The sequence below is a fragment of the Stutzerimonas chloritidismutans genome, assembly GCF_038562055.1.
Classification (GTDB): Bacteria; Pseudomonadota; Gammaproteobacteria; order Pseudomonadales; family Pseudomonadaceae; genus Stutzerimonas; species Stutzerimonas chloritidismutans_A.
The window spans coordinates 66,241-82,899 of the sequence record NZ_JBCFXD010000004.1 but is presented as its reverse complement, the minus strand read 5'-3'; the positions used below and the strand labels follow the sequence as shown (position 1 = coordinate 82,899).

Below are 16,659 nucleotides of genomic sequence, written 5' to 3'. Positions count from 1 at the left end.
GATGCACGATTCAACCGCTACGAACCGGGAAGCTGAATGGCAGGTGCGCAAGGACCTGGCGGCCGCCTATCGACTGGTGGCGCACTTCGGCTGGGATGATCTGGTTTTTACCCACCTCTCTGCACGGGTGCCGGGGCCTGAACACCATTTCCTGATCAACCCCTACGGGCTGTTGTTCCAGGAAATCACCGCCTCGTCGCTGGTCAAGGTCGATCAGGAAGGGCAGATCGTCCAGAGCGGCAGTCTGCACCGCGTGAATCCGGCCGGTTTCACCATTCACAGTGCCGTGCACATGGGGCGTGAGGATGCCGGTGCGGTGATGCACCTGCACGCGCCCGACGGCGTGGCGGTGTCGGCGCATCGCGATGGGCTGCTGCCCCTGAGCCAGACGGCGATGCTCTGTCTCGATCACCTCTGCTATCACGAATACGAAGGCGTGGCGCTGGACCTGAGCGAACGTGAGCGACTCATCCGCGACCTCGGCGACAAGCGCATGATGATGCTGCGCAACCATGGCGTGCTGACGGCGGGCGGCACGGTCGCCGAAGCCTTCACCTACCTGTATTTCCTAATGAAGGCCTGCGAGATCCAGGTTCGCGCACAGGCCTGTGGCCCGACCCATATGCCTTCAGCGGCTGCCATCGAGACGACTCGCCAGCAATCGGCCGAGCTGGGCAGCGCTGCCAAGCTGACCTGGCCCGCATTGTTGCGTCTGCTGGAAGCCAATGGGCATGTGTATGCGATATAGCGCTACGCTAGCGCGTTCCGGATGCCTTCCAAGGAATAAAGCTGAGTGAGCATGAAAATCCTCTTTGTCGCCGCCGATCCCAAACCCGAACGCTGGACCCGCCTGATCCAGCAGCAGTTGCCTGACGCCGATGTCCAGGTCTGGCAGCCGGGCAATCCGGGTTGCGGTGCGGATTACGCGATCGTCTGGCATCCACCCGCTGCGCTGTTCGATAAAGAGCCGCAGCTGAAGGCCGTGTTCAACCTCGGCGCCGGCGTGGATGCGCTGGTACGCATGCCGAACCTGCCACGCGACATTCCAATTGTTCGCTTGGAAGACGCGGGCATGGCGGTACAAATGGCCGAATACGTGGCCTATCACGTGATCGGTATCAGCCGCGACATGGACGCCTATCGTGAACAGCAGGCGGCCGGTCAATGGAAGCTGCGGCGTCCCATCGAACGCAGCGAGTGGCCGGTTGGCGTGCTTGGGCTTGGGCATATCGGCCAGCGTGTCGCCAAAGCATTAGCGATGTTGGAATACCCGGTGATGGGATGGTCGCGCTCCGAGCACCGCCTCGACGGGGTGCACAGCTTTGCTGGCGAGTCAGCACTGAATGATTTTCTCGGTGAAACCCGCGTGCTGGTCAATACGCTGCCCTTGACCGACAGCACCCGCGATCTGATCGACTACTCGCTGCTGTCACGGCTGCGGCCTGACGCGGTAGTCGTAAACGTGGGCCGCGGCGAGCATCTGGTCGATGAGGATCTCTGCCGTGCAATCGAAGAGGGCAAGGTCACTCGCGCTGTGCTGGACGTGTTCCGTGAGGAACCGCTGCCGTCTTCGCATCCGTTCTGGCAGATGCCGCAGGTGACGCTCACCCCGCATGTCTCGGCGCGAACGCTGCGCGAGGCGACCATCGTTCAGATCGCCGAGAAGATCCTCGCACTGGAAGACGGCCGTTCCATCAGCGGCGTGATTGATATCCAGCGCGGTTATTGATCCGCGCCAGGCACGTTGCGGCCGGCCGCTGCGGTCGAATCACGGCCCGGGCCGCAGCGGCAGCGCCCGGGGGCGCTGGCTGGTTCTCTTCAGTCAGCTGCGCCGTGCTCAGCCTGGTATTGATCGCGTAGTTCACGCTTGAGCACTTTGCCGATGGCACTGCGCGGCAGCTCGTCCGTCAGCACCAGTTGCGCCAGGCGTTGCGTCTTGCCCACGCGGCTGTTGAACCCGTCCAGCAGCGCCTCGGAGGCGACCATCTGGCCCTCGGCGAGCACCACGAAGGCGACCGGCGTTTCACCCCAGCGCGTCGAGGGCACGCCGACCACGGCGACATCGTCGATTGCTGGGTGCTCACGCAGAATCGCCTCGAGATCACTTGGGTAGAGATTGAAGCCGCCGGAAATGATCATGTCTTTTTTCCGGTCGACCAGCGTCAGGAAGCCGTCCGCATCGAAGCGACCAATGTCGCCGGTACGGATGAATCGTTTACCGCTGGGGTCGAACCATTCGGCTTCGGCCGTTTTCTCGGGTTTGTTCAGGTAGCCGGTCATCATGGCGGGGGAATGTCCGACGATTTCTCCAATCGAGCCGACAGGCAACTCGTGGCCTTCATCGTCAATCACCCGAATGTCATGCCCCTCGGCCGGACGGCCGACCGTGTGCAATTTATCCGGGTACTCGTGCGCAGCCAGAATGCAGGTGCCGCCGCCTTCGGACATGCCGTAGGTGTCGATCAGCCCGCCGGGCCAGCGCGCCAGGACTTCGGCTTTCAGTGCGGCACCGAACGGCGCGCTGGTGCACATCTTGTAGCGGAAGTGGCTGAGATCGTATTGCTCGAAGTCCTCGCGCGCCATGAGCCGCTGGTACTGCACCGGCACCAGCATCGTATGGGTCACCGCGTGCCGCTGGGCGAGACGCAGGTATTCGCCAGCGTCGAATTTGCTCATCAGCACCACCGTGCTGCCCAGGGCTAGGGTTGGGAGAAACGCCACCAGTGTGGTGTTGGAGTAGAGCGGCGTGGAGATGAGTGTGGTGGCCTGATCGCCATATCCGTAGGCTGCACTGCGGCGCACATGGGCCCAACGCATGGCGTGCGATTGCACGATGCCCTTGGGCTCGCCCGTGGTGCCGGACGAATAGATGATGTTGAACGCCCATTCCGGCTGGATCGCAACAGGCTCCGGGGCGGCATCGCTCAGCCAGTTGGACAGTCCATTCTCCGCCGTCTGATCCAAGCGCAGAGTTGGGCAGGGCAAGCGTGCCTCCACCGACTCCAGGTGCTGTGCCGCATGGGCGTCAATGAACAGAAGGTGGGGCGCGGCGTCTGCCAGCATGGTCAGCAGGCTTTCGGCACTGGCCGAAGGCGCCAGCGGTGCTACGGCTACGCCAGCGCGCAACGCCCCGAGCAACACGACGGCGTATTCAATCGAGTTGTAGGCGCAGATCGCCAGCGAATCGCCAGGCTGCATACCGTCACGCTGCAGCGCGGCGGTCACGCTACTCATCAAGGTGTCGAGTTCGGCATAACTCAGGTGGCGCCCATCCTGATGCAGCGCCGGATGGTCGGGCCGATGCTTGGCCCAATAGGCGATCAGGTCTGGGACCGCAGCAAAGGCTTGGTTCAGGTCTGGGGCATCGAGGCTGGCGGATAGGTCCATGTCGGGCTCGTTCTATCGAAAGCAGGTGGACGCTTGCGTGCAACAGCAAGCATGGCAGCGCAGCAGTCGAACAACCTTCGGTGGTTAGCGTGTGTGCGGGAAGCGCTATTCGTCTTGGCAATGGCGGACGATTACTGCCAAGCAAGTTTGCTGGCACTTTCACTGCAAGCCAGCGCTGGCGGTCGCCCATTTACGGCGACTAAGGGTGGCGTGGCAGCGAGCGAGTTTCGCGCTCAAGCCTTTATTTTTGCGACAATAGCGGCCCTTTGATCAGGCGAACCCGTCATGTCCGAACGCAACCCCATTCCGCTGATTCTCACCGCCATCGGCAGCGTCATCGGCACCGTTGCGGTGCTGTCCTATTATGGTTACGTGCACATCGCCAAGCCGGAGGACGCCTTGTTGCTGGCCGACTACACGATGCTCAAGACCATTCCCGGTGAAGACTATCGGGTCTCGCTCAAGCCCGCCCCCCAGGTCGCAGAGTGCATCGACGGTGTGTTGGTGCTATTCGATACAGAGCAGAAAGGCCTGACCGGCGTGCTGGTGGATAACCGCAAGCGCGCGATCCGCTGCATGGGTCAGCAGGTGCCGACCGAGCGCGCCCCTGCAGCCAAGCCGTAGCGTTGCACCGTTCGTTCAATAGATGAAACCAAGAAGCCCGCCGTAAGGCGGGCTTCGGTACTGCTGACGCGTTTTCGAGCGGTTATTGCTGCATCGAAGAACGCGGTGCTACACGCTGGTTATCGTTGGAAATCGTCACTTCGACGCGACGGTTCCTCGCCCGGCTGGCTGGAGAGTCGTTGCTTGCGACCGGATACGCTTCACCGTAGCCAACAGTCTGGATTCGATCGATTTCCACACCGGAACGGACGAGGGCACGGCGCACCGATTCTGCTCGACGCTCAGACAGCTGCTGGTTATACGAGTCGGAGCCTGTGCTATCGGTATAGCCTTCGACCATGACCTTGCGCTCCGGATTTTCATTCAGAAACTCCGCCAGTTTCTGCACGTCGCGCATGCCAGCTGCCTTGAGCTCAGCCTTGTTCAGATCGAACAACACGTCGCCGAAGGTCACCAGCGTTCCGCGTTCGGTCTGCTTGGCCTGCAAATCTTGCTGCAGCTGGCGGATCTCATCTTGCTGACGCTTGAGCATCGCCTCACGAGATTCCAGCCGCGCCTGCGCCCGCTTGGTTGAGGCCTGCTCGATCTCTTGCTCAGCCTTGCGCAATTCGATGGTCTGCTCGGCCAAGTCAATCCGACGGTTGGCCAGATAGGCAAGCTGGTCGACGCGCTCTTCATCCGCGTCGCTCAGATAGGCCTTATTGGCTTCGTCGAGTTGCTTGGAGGCGTCCTGGGTTTCCAGCGCGGCGTATTTCTGTGACAGCGGATTGCTCTGCAGTGATGCGAACTCGCTGCGTGCCGTTTCCAAGTTCTGGTTCGGCTGCGACGAGCAGGCAGCAAGGCCGATGCTCATGGCGATCGCTGTGGGGATGGCTACTAGCTTATGCATGACGATTCATCCTCTGCTAAACGGAGTGCGGAAGGGAAAGGGTTACTGCTGTTGAAGGCCGCGCATACTTTCTTCGCGCAGCTCCTGAATCCCCTTCTGGGCGTCCTCAACGGCTTTCTGGGCCTTGGCCGCTTGCGCTTTGCGTTCTGCAACCCTGGCGTCCCACTCGGCCTGCTGAGCAAGTCGACGGGCTTCGTCATAGTTTTCCTTCTGCATGGCGAGCTCAGCTTGCTTCCACTTCTCCTGAGCGGCACGCATGTCCACGGGTGCGTACTGGGTAGCCCCCGCGCTGACGGCGCTACGTACGGCCGATTCGGTTACAGCGAACTGCTCGTTCGGGGGATTGCCGGCACAACCAACCAGCAACAGGCCCCCAAGTGCAACGGCTGCCAGCTTGGGTAGCTGGAATCGCGATAGCGGGCTTTTGACGGTGTTCATTTTCATGGCCAGTCTCCATTGGGATATCGGATGGGATATCGAAAACAGTGCCCGTCACGCTGCGCCTTTATGTCGTTAAACAGGGCCTGCGATCAGAACGGGCATGTTTTTGTGAGGCCGGCTGGCTGTAATCGTTCCAGTGAAAAACAAACGAAACGACGAGAGGACGGCGATCTAGAGCCATTGGACAAGGCACGAGGTGGCGCGCACGGGCTACCTCGTACGCATGGACGGCTGTTTTCAGCGTTCGGATTCGATCAGGATTTCTCAGCCCGTTCGGCAAGTAAACGCTCGAGATGCTTGCGCGAGAGCGCCAGGAATCGCGGCGTTGGTCCGATGTCTTCGTAGATCGGGTCGCCTTGCTCGTCCGTCGAAATCACCTTGGAACCCTGCTCGTAGGGAAGGCTGGTCTCGATCCCTTCGAGGGCTGCGCCGACCAGTTCGCCCAGCAGCTCTTCGGTGCTGCGCTTCGGATACATTTCGCCCAGAGCAGCCAGCCTTGCCGCGCTTTCGACATCCAATGGGATGGTGTACTGGGCGGCGCTCATGCGGCCCTTGGCACTGCTTTCCCATTCACGGACCAATTCTGAAATCTTCATCTAGCTCCATCCTTAGCTCGCCTCGCGAGCAATATTGGCGGGTATTACGACCCAGCATCGACAGGCTTGCTCTGCTATGCCTTGTCTTAGTCGTAGACGCTGTGCACTCTGTTTGGACGGTTCCTACAGCGTAGCCGTTCAGCATCGCGGGCATTCAGTTACGAACTTCCGATGCGGCGGCCTGTAAAAGAGAGGCGAACATGGCGAAGATTGACGCGCGTTTGCGCGAAAACGTTCATCTGCTCGGCGAGCTGCTAGGCAATGCAATTCGCGAGCAACACGGCGATGCCTTCTTCGACAAGATCGAGCGTATCCGCAAGGGCGCCAAGGGCGCGCGCCGTGGCTCGGCTGACGGTGCGCGGCTGCTGCAGGAAACGCTCGACGGGTTGGGCGATGACGAGATGCTGCCGATGACCCGCGCCTTCAGTCAGTTTCTCAACCTGGCCAATATTGCTGAGCAATATCACCAGGTGCGCAGGCGGCGCCCCGACGAGCCGGCCCCGTCCGAAGCCGGCGCATTGGATGGCCTGCTCGAACGCCTTAAAGGCGAAGGATTCGGCCAGGAGTTCCTGGCACGTCAGGTTGGCCGGCTCGATATCGAGCTGGTGCTGACCGCACACCCGACCGAAGTCTCACGGCGCACCTTGATCCAGAAATACGACGCCATTGCCGCGCAGCTGGCGGCGCGGGATCACACTGACCTTGGCCCGGGCGAACTGGCCAAGATCGAGCTGCGTCTGCAGCGGCTTGTGGCCGAGGCCTGGCATACCGAAGAGATTCGTCGCAGCCGGCCAACGCCAGTAGAGGAGGCGAAGTGGGGGTTTGCCGTGATCGAGAATTCGTTGTGGCAAGCGCTTCCGAACGTTCTGCGACAGACCGATCAGGCGCTCAAACGCAGCACCAGCCTGCATCTGCCGCTGGACGTCGCGCCGATCCGTTTTGCATCCTGGATGGGCGGCGACCGTGACGGCAACCCCAATGTGACGGCGAAGGTCACCCGAGAAGTCCTGCTGCTGGCGCGCGGGGTTGCTTCAGACCTGTTCCTGCGAGATATCGACGGTTTGATCACGGCGCTGTCGATGCAAACCGCCAGCGATGAACTGCTAAAACGCAGCGGGCAGTCGGCCGAGCCTTACCGGGCCCTGCTCAAGACCCTGCGCGAACGTCTGCAGGCCACGCGCGACTGGGTCAGCGTGGCGCTCGAGCATGACCAGCCTGCACCAGCAGACATGTTGCTGAACAACCGCGATCTATGCGAACCGCTGGAGCTCTGTTACCACTCGCTGCACGCCTGCGGGATGGGCATGATTGCCGACGGCGACTTACTCGACACCCTGCGTCGGGCCGCTGCGTTCGGTCTATTTCTGGTGCGTCTGGATGTCCGCCAGGACTCGTCCCGGCATGTTGCCGCGCTGGCGGAAATTACCGATTACCTGGGTATCGGCCATTACGATCAGTGGGATGAGCAGCAGCGTCTGGATTTCCTGCAGTCGGAATTGAATAACCGCCGGCCGTTGCTACCGCCTAACTTCCAACCCTCGGCCGAAACGGCCGAAGTGCTTGATACCTGCCGCGTGGTGGCGCAGGCTCCCGGCGCCTCGCTTGGCTCCTATGTCATTTCCATGGCCAAGGGTGCCTCGGATGTGCTGGCCGTACAGCTGCTGCTCAAGGAGGCAGGGCTGCAACGCCCGATGCGGGTCGTGCCGCTGTTCGAGACACTGGCCGATCTCGACAATGCCGGCCCGGCCATCGACAAATTGCTCGGGTTGCCCGGCTATCGGCAGCGTCTGCAAGGCCCGCAGGAAGTGATGATCGGCTATTCGGATTCTGCCAAGGATGCCGGCACCACCGCGGCGGCCTGGGCGCAGTACCGTGCGCAGGAAAACCTGGTCGAGATCTGCCGTGATCATCAGGTCGAACTGCTTCTATTCCATGGCCGTGGCGGCACGGTTGGACGTGGTGGCGGACCGGCGCACGCGGCCATTCTTTCCCAACCCCCGGGATCGGTGGCGGGTCGATTCCGGACCACCGAGCAGGGGGAAATGATCCGTTTCAAGTTTGGCCTGCCGGATATCGCCGAGCAAAATCTCAGCCTTTACCTGGCAGCTGTGCTCGAAGCGACCTTGCTACCACCGCCGATGCCTGAGCCGGACTGGCGTGAAACCATGGAAAAGCTCGCGGCAGACGGCGTGTCGACCTACCGCAGCGTGGTGCGCGACCATCCGCAGTTCGTCGAATATTTCCGCCAGGCGACGCCGGAACAGGAGCTTGGACGGCTGCCGTTGGGCAGCCGCCCATCGAAGCGCCGCGAAGGCGGTGTCGAAAGCCTGCGCGCGATTCCCTGGATATTCGCCTGGACCCAGACGCGACTGATGCTGCCCGCCTGGCTGGGCTGGGAGCAGGCCCTACGCGGCGCGTTAGAACGAGGCGAACGTGAACGGCTCAAGACGATGCGCGAGCACTGGCCGTTTTTCAGCACCCGCATCGACATGCTTGAGATGGTCCTGGCCAAAGCCGACGCGGAGATCGCCGAACGCTACGATGCGCGTCTGGTCAGCGCAGAGCTGCTGCCGTTAGGGTGCGATCTGCGTGACAGATTGTCGCAGGCGGTTGCGGCGGTGCTCGAGTTGACCGGGCAGTCAGTGCTGCTGGCGCACAACCCTACCAGCCTTGAAGCGTTCAGCCTGCGCAATACCTATCTCGATCCGTTGCATCTAATGCAGACCGAACTGCTGGCACGTTCACGGCAACAGCAAAGCCCGGCGGAAAGCCCTCTGGAGCAAGCCTTGCTGGTCAGCGTGGCAGGCATTGCAGCCGGATTGCGCAACACCGGCTGACGCTCACAGGGGCTGCTCAGGTCGCGTCTGGGAAACGCTTTCATGAGCAGTCTGTGGCATTTTTTCGTCCTATCAGGCCCGTCTTGATCAGCTTGCTGCGGCGCCCCGGGCGCCGCTTGTCTGCATTCTGTGCGCTGTGTATCGTGTTCAACCTTTTGTCGCATGGCGGCAGACCAGATTTTTTGATTCGCCAGGGCTGAAAGTGCGTTGCATTGATCCTGGCGGCATCCATTTGCAAACTTGAGGACTTACTCCATGCGCATCATTCTGCTGGGAGCGCCGGGTGCCGGGAAAGGCACACAGGCCCGCTTCATCACCGAGAAGTTCACCGTTCCGCAAATCTCCACGGGCGACATGTTGCGTGCAGCGGTCAAGGCTGAATCGCCGCTGGGCCTGCAGGTCAAGGACGTCATGGACAGTGGTGGTCTGGTCTCCGACGAGATCATCATTGCGTTGATCCAAGAGCGCCTGCAGCAGCCTGATTGCGCTAACGGTTTCCTCTTTGATGGCTTCCCTCGCACCATTCCCCAGGCCGAAGCGCTGCGTGATGCGGGCGTTCACCTGGACCACGTGCTGGAGATTGCGGTAGACGACGAGGAGATCGTCGGTCGCCTGTCGGGTCGTCGTGTGCACCCGGCTTCAGGCCGCGTTTATCACACCGAGCACAACCCGCCGAAGGTGGCTGGAGTCGATGATCTGACAGGCGAAGAGCTGATTCAGCGCAAGGACGATCTTGAGGAAACCATCCGTCACCGTCTGAGCCTTTATCATTCCCAGACCAAGCCGCTGGTCGCCTTCTACCAGAACCTGGAAGCGGTGCAGGGCACGCCCAAGTGCAGCCGCGTCGAAGGCGTCGGCACTGTGGAAGAGATTACCGCCAAGGTGATGGCAGCGCTCAGCTGACACTTCTGGATGTCCAAAACGGCCCGCTTGCGGGCCGTTTTTGTTTTCTGGGTATCTGCGTCGAAGGAGTTCGATATTCAATCGACGCAAGCGCAACTGCTACAATCGCGCCCCTTTTCCCTGCCGACCGGAACATCTGATGACCACGCTGCTGGCCCTGGATACCGCCACCGAAGCCTGCTCCGTCGCGCTGTTGCATGACGGTCGAGTGTTGAGCCATTACGAGGTGATTCCGCGGCTGCATGCCCAGCGTCTTCTACCCATGATCCAGACGCTGCTGAGCGACGCAGGCATTGCCCTATCGGCAGTCGATGCGCTGGCGTTTGGCCGTGGTCCCGGTGCTTTTACCGGAGTGCGTATCGCGGTTGGTGTGGTGCAGGGCCTGGCGTTCGCGCTGGAGCGGCCAGTACTGCCTGTCTCGACCCTGGCGACCATTGCCCAGCGGGCGCACCGAGAGCAGGGAACTGAGCAGGTTGCGGTGGCGATTGATGCCCGTATGGACGAGGTCTACTGGGGGTGCTACCGGGTTCAGCAGGGTGAGATGCAGCTGGCTGGCAGCGAGGCGGTGTTGCCGCCGGAGCAGGTCAGCTTGCCTCGCGCAAGCGATGGCCAATGGTTCGGTGCGGGCACCGGCTGGGGTTATGGCGCGCGGCTCGCCGTTCAGACCTCCGCAAGCGACGCTACCCTGCTGCCGCATGCGTTGGATCTGCTCACGCTGGCCGGCTTTGCCTGGGCGCGCGGGGAAGCGGTAGAGGCCGATCAGGCCCAGCCGATCTACCTGCGTGACAATGTCGCTACGCCTAAGGTCCCGCGATGACCAGCGGCATTGCCAATTGCGGATCGGCTCGCTAGAGTCGACGAACTTGAACAGGTGAATGATGCGCCTCAACGGTCTCGCCCCCTCAGCCTATCCCATCGAACGTCCTGCCCATCCTGGCAGTGCGCCGGTCCCTTATCGCGAAAGCGAAAGGGCTGCGGAACAGGCGCGCGAGTCCATCGTCACGCCGGCCAGCCAGGCCGATTCCACCTACGAACACCTCGCCCGAGGCGGTAAGAGCCAGTCGGCCGACTACGGTTCGGTTATCTCCGGCGACTTCATGCCGGCGCGCTTTGAAGCCATGATGGAACGTCCGCTCACCAGCCGTGCCACCCAGGCGCTGCAGAGCTATGGCACTACCGCCAGCTTCACGGCCGACCTTGACGCCCATGAAGTGCTCGGCCTTGATCTCTACGCCTGAGGCGTATTGAACGCGTTTGAACCTTCCCTATTTTCTCGGTTGCCCCTCGTGGAACGACGCCGGATGGCGCGGTTCGCTCTATCCGTCTGGGCTGCCCGCAAGCGATTACCTGGCGCGCTATTGCTCGGTGTTCAACACGGTCGAGGGCAACACCACGCTTTACGCCTGGCCTTCTGAGCAGAAAATCAAGCGCTGGGCAGCCCTGATGCCGGAAGGCTTCCGCTTCTGCGCCAAGCTGCCGCGTGATATCAGTCAGGCGCCTGATCTACGTGAAGTCGAGGATCTGATCCGCTCGTTCCGCACCCTCCTGGCGCCCCTTGGATCACGGGTGACTCCGTTCTGGTTGCAGCTGCCGGCGTCGTTCGGCCCGGCGCGTCTTGACGAGCTGGCGCAGCTGATCGAGACGCTGGATCGCCCGCTTGCCGTGGAGGTGCGGCATGCCGCGTTCTTCGCCAGAGGCGAAGAGGAGCGGGCGTTGAACCGGATGCTGCGTGAGCGAGGCGTCGAGCGGATCTGCATGGATACTCGTGCGCTGTTCAGCTGCCGGTCCAGCGATCCTGCGTTGCTGCACGCCCAGCGCAAGAAACCACGGTTACCGGTGCGGCCTGCGGCGTTCAGCGAATCTCCGCAGCTCAGATTCGTCGGGCATCCCGAATTGGAAGCGAACGATCGCTTTCTGGCCCCTTGGCTAAGCAAGGTCGTTGAGTGGATAGAGGCGGGCAAGCGCCCGCATGTTTACCTGCATACCCCTGACAATCAGCTGGCGCCGGACCTGGCCATGCGCTTCCATGACCTGCTCAGCGCACGGCTCCCAGGCTTGCCACCGTTGACCGCGCCGCCCATGCAAACCGATTCGCAGCTCTCACTGCTCGGCCCGCCTGGGCAGCGCTGAAAGTCCAGAGCGCTAGCGGCTGCGCTGCAACCTTCAAGTCTCGGCGTTGCCGAAACGCCTATGACCTTCGGCCGTTTCTTCCTGTTGCTGCTCGTCGCGCTGGCTGGGTTCGCCTACGCCGTCTGGCGTGGGCATGTCGACGTCCCGGCGGAGTGGAACCCCTGGGCGCCACTGGATATCCGCGAGGCGCCGAACCTGCTGACCTCGTTCAAACTGCAACGGTTGCAGCAGGATCGCGCACTGTGTGAACAAGCCTTGAAGACCTCCGGCTTGAACTACGTGGCTGTGCCTGACAGCACCCCGCAGCCCGGTTGCCCGGTCGAAAATGCCGTACGCGTCAGCGACTCGGGCGTGCGGTTCAACGGCGCTTTTCTGGCGACCTGTCCATTGGCCGCGGCTTATGCGCTGTTCGAAAGGCATGGTCTGCAGCCTGCCGCACAGCGGGTCTTCGGTCAGCCTGTGGTTCGGGTCGATCATTTCGGCAGCTTTGCCTGCCGCAATATCGCGCGAAGCAACAGGCGAAGCCAGCACGCTTCGGCAAACGCGCTGGACCTGGCCGGCTTCAGGCTGGAGGACGGCACGCGCATTACCGTTGCGCGCGACTGGAACGGCGATGACGACAAAGCGCACTTCCTGCGCGACGTAAAGGCGGCTGCCTGCAATGTTTTCAAGATCACCCTGAGCCCTGAGTACAACGCGGCTCATCACGATCATTTCCATGTGGATATGGGCGGTTTCGGCATGTGCCGCTGAGGCATCCGGGCGTTGCCTCTGGCAAAATGTGGCGTTTTTCCGACCCTGAGTTTCCCCTATGACCGCCTCATGCCCGTTGGTCCGTATCGAAGCCCTCGCACCGCAATTTGCGGAGCTGGTCGGCGCCTGGGCGTCGCGGCTGGGGTTGCCGGTGCAGGCGGACGAGGCGGAGTTCGCCCTGCAGCTCGGGGAGGCCGGCCTGCAACTGCAGCTGCTCGGCCCTCACGCGCCAGGGCCGGTGCGGGTCGACTTCGTCGAAGGCGGCGCTGCACATCGTCGTCAGTTCGGCGGTGGCAGCGGTCAGATGATCGCCAAGGCGGTAGGCATCCAGCCCGGCATCCGTCCCCGTGTGCTCGACGCCACCGCGGGCCTCGGCCGAGATGCTTTCGTGCTGGCGACGCTGGGCTGCGAAATGGTGCTGTTCGAGCGCCAGCCTTTGATTGCCGCGCTGCTGGAGGATGGTTTGCGGCGCGGTAGTGAGGATGCCGAGGTGCGCGCTATTGTCGAACGTATGCGTTTGCGGCAGGGCAATGCCATTGAGTTGATGCGCCAGTGGCAGGGCGAGCCGCCGCAGGTCATCTATCTCGATCCGATGTTTCCGCACCGGGAAAAAAGCGCCCTGGTGAAAAAGGAAATGCGCCTGTTCCGGCCTTTTGTCGGGGACGATCTGGATGCGGGCGCCTTGCTCGAACAGGCTTTGGCGCTGGCCAGCCATCGGGTAGTGGTGAAGCGGCCACGCAAAGCGCCCACCATCGTGGGACCCAAGCCGGGCTACAGCCTCGAGGGCAAGTCCAGCCGTTACGACATCTATCCGAAGAAGAAACTGTCCGCTGACAGCTGATTCCATTTCTCGATATCACACCGCCAGACCCCGGCCATTTACCACAAGCGAAACGCGGCTTTCTTGGTCTTGCTTATTCTGCACAATAGTGGCATTCCTAGATCAGGCCGTTTGTGGCTGAACGGTGGTTACCTGATCGCGTAGAAGGAAGAGCATATGCAGATCCAAGTTCATAGCGATAACCACATCGAAGGCAGCGCCCGTCTCGTTGAGTGGGTCAGTGGCAGTGTTGCCGACAAGCTGGATCGATTCGACGACGAAGTCACCCGCGTCGTGGTGCACCTGAACGACGAGAACGGCGTCAAGGCTGGCGCGCAGGACAAGCGCTGCCAAATCGAGGCTCGACCCAAAGGCCTGCAACCGGTATCGGTCACGCACAAGGCGGCCTCGCTGGAACTGGCGGTCGATGGCGCCATCGACAAGCTCAACAATGCCTTGAATCATCAGTTTGGCAAGCTGCGCAGCAAGCGTGCCTCAGCCCCGACGCCTCTGGAAGGCGAAACCCTGGAAGTCGAAGGCCGTGACGCCTTGCTTGAAGAAGACTTTCTTGCCGACGAGCAACTGCGCAGCTCCTGACTGCTGTCGTCCCCTGCACACGGCAGGCTTCACCCGCGAAGCCTGCCTCCCGCTAAAGACCTTCCATAGCCCGTTCTCACATGGCCCAGTCGATCCGATGACCGGGCCTGCGAGCCTTGGTGTCTGTGCTATACACAATGGAGGAGCTGCATTGGACGCCGGGCTATCGTGCGCTCGAGACTCTGCGGCAACTTAACGGACGGAAAGGGGGGCCATCAGGCACGTGGGCGAGCTCCGGCCAACCCGTGCCACCAGCAGGCGAGGTGACACCATGACCATGATGCAGTGTGAATACCGTGACCACGTCATTACCGCAGAGGTAATGGAACATCCAGGCACGCCGACGCCCTGGGCTGGCGGATGCCGTATCAGAAATCCCCAGGGGCAGACGACCCGACGCATGGCGCTTCCGGTTGGGCACGCCTTCATGGCGGAGCTCGAACAGGCACAGCGGGCATCCATCGCCCATGGCAAGTGGCTGGTCGACCAATGTCTCGATCAGGGGCGGCAGCTTTTCGACAAGGCCGCTTGACCTTTTCCAACCTGTCGCGGCCTTTTGGCTGCGGCGGGTTTTTTTATTTCTGCTCGGTACGAAAATGGACCTCTATGGGTCCCGTGCCTGTTTCCGGTTGAACTGTGCGGCGCTCCATCACCTCTATCTAGTAGAGGATTGCCAGCGAGGCGGTCCAGTTTTTCTGCATAGCCTGACGGAGCCCTTACATGGAATTACCCAATAAAGACCTCGGTACACTTTTCGAGCAACTTGGCCTGCCTTCCGACCCGGCCAGTATCGACGCCTTCATCGCCAGCCACCGTCCGATCCCCAACCATATGAAGGTTTCCGAAGCGCCGTTCTGGAGCGACGCCCAAGGCTCGTTTCTCAAGGAACAGTTGATGGACGACGCTGAATGGGCGCCGGTGGTCGATGAGCTCAATGTGCGCCTGCACGAGCAGGGCGACGAATAGCATTGACTATTATGAGCGGCTCCGCCTGGTCAGCCGCTCAAGGTGGACGTTTATCGGCGCGTTAATGCGCGCAAGCGGCATCGTCCGGTATGACCGTTGCCACCAATTCTCTAGAATCTGCCTTCCGCGCGGCACCCGCGCACCCGATTCACAGGACGGTCATGACTTCCGAGCAATTCCTCGATATCGACGCGCGCTATGCCAGCGCCAAATCCCTTGCCCTCGAGGCCGCACAGCTGGGCATGGACTTCTACCGCAAGCGTGAGGCACTGACGGTCGAACACAAGGGCGACGATCTGCAGGACGTCGTCAGCATTGCTGACAAGCAGATCGAAGCCTTTATCCGAGAGCGGTTGACTCAGCTCTTTCCTGAGGATGGTTTTCTTGGTGAAGAAAGTGGCTCGGCTGATCTCGGTGCACGCTGCGTCTGGGTCATCGATCCGATCGATGGCACCGCCTGCTTCGTCAATGGTCTGCACAACTGGTGCGTGTCGATTGGCCTTCTGATCGACGGCGAGCCGCACCTGGGTGCTATCGCCGACCCCAACCACAACGAGCTGTTTCATGGTTGCCTGGGTAGAGGCGCATTCGTCAATGACACGCCGCTGAAGGTCAGCACGGCGACACACGTCGGGCAAGGTGTGACCGCCACCGGCACGTTCCATCCGCGTGGCAAAGAACACTTCATTCCGTTCATGGAACAACTGCTGGCCGAAGGTGGCATGTTCTTCCGAAACGGCTCAGGCGCGCTGATGACCGCCTACGTGGCCGCCGGGCGGCTGCTCGGCTACTACGAAACGGAGCTGAAAAGTTGGGACTGCATGGCCGGGCTGGTGCTCGTGAAAGAGGCGGGCGGGCAGGTCAACGACTTCTTTCGTAATGACGGACTGCTGCTCGGCAATCCTTATCTTGTCGCCTGTCCTGGGGTGTATCCGCAGCTGGCCGAGATGATCGGACCCTCGCTGGACGACTGATAGGTGGCATTAGCTGGTCTCGGCTAGCCAGTGGGGTGCTTCAGGATCTGCATGATCGTCGGTAGAAGGAGGCGCTTGAGGTGGATCGCGAGCAAGCTCGCTCCTACAGGGCGTGTGCACCGAATTTGTAGGCGCCAGCCTGCTGTAAGACGGCTCTTGCCGGGTATCCAGCGCCCGGCAAGGATCAAAGTTTTATCAGGTCCGCAGTTCAGGCGGAACAGTGCCGCCATGTTCGGCGAGCTTGTGCATCACGTTGCGGTGCAGCCAGGTGTTCATCTGGGCTGAGTCGCCCATCTTGTCCTCCGGGCAGCCCAGTTCGGTAGCGAGTTCTTTGCGCGATTCCAGACTGCTGTCCAGACCCAACAACTTGAGCAGATCGACGATGGAGGTGCGCCAGTTCAGTTGTTCTGGATGGTTGGCTGCCATGGCGTCGAGCTTTGCTGGAACATCCACGGCACTGGTTGAAGAACCCGTTGAGTGAGCTACCCCTTCAGGACTGGGCGCCACACCGGGTGGCGTGGTGGTGGCATTGTGCGCGGCGGTAGGCCGCTCCGAATCAACAACCGTATCCGGCGCATGCTGGTTCGGCGTGTTGTTCCGGTCGACCGGCTTGTGCGCTTCGTTGCTCACGCCGCCCATGCCGAGTTTGTCTTTGATTTTGTCGAACAGGCCCATTTCATTTCCTCAGGTCGTGATGTGGTGATTTTTGGACCACTGAGGCCTGTTGAGGATTCGCCGCCGC

General features: G+C 61.5%; 19 protein-coding genes. 14 read left to right on the top strand and 5 right to left on the bottom strand.

The genetic code is table 11. The features are described from left to right. Position 1 precedes the first annotated feature (1 nt). Positions 2-748, top strand: a complete 747-nt coding sequence (locus tag AAGW23_RS08500) for a class II aldolase/adducin family protein (RefSeq protein WP_342406035.1) — start codon at positions 2-4, stop codon at positions 746-748. A gap of 51 nt (positions 749-799) precedes the next feature. Then, complete coding sequence (locus AAGW23_RS08495) at positions 800-1,729, top strand: glyoxylate/hydroxypyruvate reductase A (RefSeq protein ID WP_342406232.1); 930 nt, start codon at positions 800-802, stop codon at positions 1,727-1,729. An 89-nt stretch (positions 1,730-1,818) separates the two neighbouring features. On the opposite strand, the gene AAGW23_RS08490 is transcribed toward AAGW23_RS08495, so the two are convergent. Then, positions 1,819-3,387 (bottom strand): class I adenylate-forming enzyme family protein, encoded by a 1,569-nt coding sequence (locus AAGW23_RS08490; protein ID WP_342406034.1) that lies wholly within the window; start codon positions 3,385-3,387, stop codon positions 1,819-1,821. A 285-nt stretch (positions 3,388-3,672) separates the two neighbouring features. Between AAGW23_RS08490 and AAGW23_RS08485 the strand changes: the two genes are divergently transcribed. Continuing rightward, positions 3,673-4,011, top strand: coding sequence for a hypothetical protein (locus AAGW23_RS08485; RefSeq protein WP_342406033.1), 339 nt, complete (start codon positions 3,673-3,675; stop codon positions 4,009-4,011). 82 nt (positions 4,012-4,093) lie between these two features. On the opposite strand, the gene AAGW23_RS08480 is transcribed toward AAGW23_RS08485, so the two are convergent. The 3 genes from AAGW23_RS08480 to AAGW23_RS08470 form a co-directional block, all read right to left on the bottom strand. Next, positions 4,094-4,900 carry an OmpA family protein gene (locus AAGW23_RS08480; protein WP_342406032.1) on the bottom strand — a complete coding sequence of 269 codons (807 nt, stop codon included), beginning with the start codon at positions 4,898-4,900 and terminating at the stop codon, positions 4,094-4,096. Positions 4,901-4,942: 42 nt separating this feature from the next. Beyond that, the gene (locus AAGW23_RS08475; protein WP_342406031.1) at positions 4,943-5,344 is read right to left on the bottom strand and encodes a DUF4398 domain-containing protein; all 402 of its coding nucleotides are present in this window, start codon (positions 5,342-5,344) and stop codon (positions 4,943-4,945) included. A 251-nt stretch (positions 5,345-5,595) separates the two neighbouring features. Beyond that, positions 5,596-5,937 carry a pilin assembly protein gene (locus AAGW23_RS08470; RefSeq protein ID WP_200639065.1) on the bottom strand — a complete coding sequence of 114 codons (342 nt, stop codon included), beginning with the start codon at positions 5,935-5,937 and terminating at the stop codon, positions 5,596-5,598. A gap of 200 nt (positions 5,938-6,137) precedes the next feature. Here AAGW23_RS08470 and ppc point away from each other — a divergent pair, with 200 nt between their 5' ends. The 11 genes from ppc (at position 6,138) to AAGW23_RS08415 (ending at position 15,917) form a co-directional block, all read left to right on the top strand. Then, positions 6,138-8,774 (top strand): phosphoenolpyruvate carboxylase, encoded by a 2,637-nt coding sequence (gene ppc, locus AAGW23_RS08465; protein WP_342406030.1) that lies wholly within the window; start codon positions 6,138-6,140, stop codon positions 8,772-8,774. Positions 8,775-9,029: 255 nt separating this feature from the next. Further along, positions 9,030-9,677, top strand: a complete 648-nt coding sequence (adk, locus tag AAGW23_RS08460) for an adenylate kinase (protein WP_102835965.1) — start codon at positions 9,030-9,032, stop codon at positions 9,675-9,677. Positions 9,678-9,816: 139 nt separating this feature from the next. Further along, positions 9,817-10,494: a tRNA (adenosine(37)-N6)-threonylcarbamoyltransferase complex dimerization subunit type 1 TsaB gene (gene tsaB, locus AAGW23_RS08455; protein ID WP_342406029.1), complete on the top strand. Its 678-nt coding sequence runs from the start codon at positions 9,817-9,819 to the stop codon at positions 10,492-10,494. 58 nt (positions 10,495-10,552) lie between these two features. Then, the gene (locus AAGW23_RS08450) at positions 10,553-10,915 is read left to right on the top strand and encodes a hypothetical protein (RefSeq protein WP_262366687.1); all 363 of its coding nucleotides are present in this window, start codon (positions 10,553-10,555) and stop codon (positions 10,913-10,915) included. A 16-nt stretch (positions 10,916-10,931) separates the two neighbouring features. After that, positions 10,932-11,807, top strand: coding sequence for a DUF72 domain-containing protein (locus AAGW23_RS08445; RefSeq protein ID WP_342406027.1), 876 nt, complete (start codon positions 10,932-10,934; stop codon positions 11,805-11,807). 60 nt (positions 11,808-11,867) lie between these two features. Beyond that, positions 11,868-12,560: an extensin family protein gene (locus AAGW23_RS08440; protein ID WP_342406026.1), complete on the top strand. Its 693-nt coding sequence runs from the start codon at positions 11,868-11,870 to the stop codon at positions 12,558-12,560. A gap of 58 nt (positions 12,561-12,618) precedes the next feature. After that, positions 12,619-13,401, top strand: coding sequence for a class I SAM-dependent methyltransferase (locus AAGW23_RS08435; RefSeq protein WP_200639072.1), 783 nt, complete (start codon positions 12,619-12,621; stop codon positions 13,399-13,401). Positions 13,402-13,557: 156 nt separating this feature from the next. Continuing rightward, on the top strand, positions 13,558-13,977 hold the full coding sequence (locus tag AAGW23_RS08430) for an HPF/RaiA family ribosome-associated protein (RefSeq protein ID WP_102835970.1): 420 nt from the start codon (positions 13,558-13,560) through the stop codon (positions 13,975-13,977). Between the two features lie 271 nt (positions 13,978-14,248). Next, positions 14,249-14,509, top strand: coding sequence for a hypothetical protein (locus tag AAGW23_RS08425; protein ID WP_342406025.1), 261 nt, complete (start codon positions 14,249-14,251; stop codon positions 14,507-14,509). A gap of 188 nt (positions 14,510-14,697) precedes the next feature. Beyond that, positions 14,698-14,943 carry a DUF2789 domain-containing protein gene (locus AAGW23_RS08420; protein WP_200639074.1) on the top strand — a complete coding sequence of 82 codons (246 nt, stop codon included), beginning with the start codon at positions 14,698-14,700 and terminating at the stop codon, positions 14,941-14,943. A gap of 161 nt (positions 14,944-15,104) precedes the next feature. Beyond that, the gene (locus AAGW23_RS08415; protein ID WP_342406024.1) at positions 15,105-15,917 is read left to right on the top strand and encodes an inositol monophosphatase; all 813 of its coding nucleotides are present in this window, start codon (positions 15,105-15,107) and stop codon (positions 15,915-15,917) included. Between the two features lie 195 nt (positions 15,918-16,112). On the opposite strand, the gene AAGW23_RS08410 is transcribed toward AAGW23_RS08415, so the two are convergent. Further along, positions 16,113-16,592, bottom strand: coding sequence for a DUF3597 domain-containing protein (locus AAGW23_RS08410; protein ID WP_342406023.1), 480 nt, complete (start codon positions 16,590-16,592; stop codon positions 16,113-16,115). Positions 16,593-16,659 lie beyond the last annotated feature (67 nt).

What these genes read in the sequence shown, in the direction of transcription:
- AAGW23_RS08500 (WP_342406035.1), top strand. Translation starts at nt 2, where the DNA reads ATGCACGATTCAACCGCTACGAACCGGGAAGCTGAATGGCAGGTGCGC.
- AAGW23_RS08495 (WP_342406232.1), top strand. Translation starts at nt 800, where the DNA reads ATGAAAATCCTCTTTGTCGCCGCCGATCCCAAACCCGAACGCTGGACC.
- AAGW23_RS08490 (WP_342406034.1), bottom strand. Translation starts at nt 3,387, where the DNA reads ATGGACCTATCCGCCAGCCTCGATGCCCCAGACCTGAACCAAGCCTTT.
- AAGW23_RS08485 (WP_342406033.1), top strand. Translation starts at nt 3,673, where the DNA reads ATGTCCGAACGCAACCCCATTCCGCTGATTCTCACCGCCATCGGCAGC.
- AAGW23_RS08480 (WP_342406032.1), bottom strand. Translation starts at nt 4,900, where the DNA reads ATGCATAAGCTAGTAGCCATCCCCACAGCGATCGCCATGAGCATCGGC.
- AAGW23_RS08475 (WP_342406031.1), bottom strand. Translation starts at nt 5,344, where the DNA reads ATGAAAATGAACACCGTCAAAAGCCCGCTATCGCGATTCCAGCTACCC.
- AAGW23_RS08470 (WP_200639065.1), bottom strand. Translation starts at nt 5,937, where the DNA reads ATGAAGATTTCAGAATTGGTCCGTGAATGGGAAAGCAGTGCCAAGGGC.
- ppc (WP_342406030.1), top strand. Translation starts at nt 6,138, where the DNA reads ATGGCGAAGATTGACGCGCGTTTGCGCGAAAACGTTCATCTGCTCGGC.
- adk (WP_102835965.1), top strand. Translation starts at nt 9,030, where the DNA reads ATGCGCATCATTCTGCTGGGAGCGCCGGGTGCCGGGAAAGGCACACAG.
- tsaB (WP_342406029.1), top strand. Translation starts at nt 9,817, where the DNA reads ATGACCACGCTGCTGGCCCTGGATACCGCCACCGAAGCCTGCTCCGTC.
- AAGW23_RS08450 (WP_262366687.1), top strand. Translation starts at nt 10,553, where the DNA reads ATGATGCGCCTCAACGGTCTCGCCCCCTCAGCCTATCCCATCGAACGT.
- AAGW23_RS08440 (WP_342406026.1), top strand. Translation starts at nt 11,868, where the DNA reads ATGACCTTCGGCCGTTTCTTCCTGTTGCTGCTCGTCGCGCTGGCTGGG.
- AAGW23_RS08435 (WP_200639072.1), top strand. Translation starts at nt 12,619, where the DNA reads ATGACCGCCTCATGCCCGTTGGTCCGTATCGAAGCCCTCGCACCGCAA.
- AAGW23_RS08430 (WP_102835970.1), top strand. Translation starts at nt 13,558, where the DNA reads ATGCAGATCCAAGTTCATAGCGATAACCACATCGAAGGCAGCGCCCGT.
- AAGW23_RS08425 (WP_342406025.1), top strand. Translation starts at nt 14,249, where the DNA reads ATGACCATGATGCAGTGTGAATACCGTGACCACGTCATTACCGCAGAG.
- AAGW23_RS08420 (WP_200639074.1), top strand. Translation starts at nt 14,698, where the DNA reads ATGGAATTACCCAATAAAGACCTCGGTACACTTTTCGAGCAACTTGGC.
- AAGW23_RS08415 (WP_342406024.1), top strand. Translation starts at nt 15,105, where the DNA reads ATGACTTCCGAGCAATTCCTCGATATCGACGCGCGCTATGCCAGCGCC.
- AAGW23_RS08410 (WP_342406023.1), bottom strand. Translation starts at nt 16,592, where the DNA reads ATGGGCCTGTTCGACAAAATCAAAGACAAACTCGGCATGGGCGGCGTG.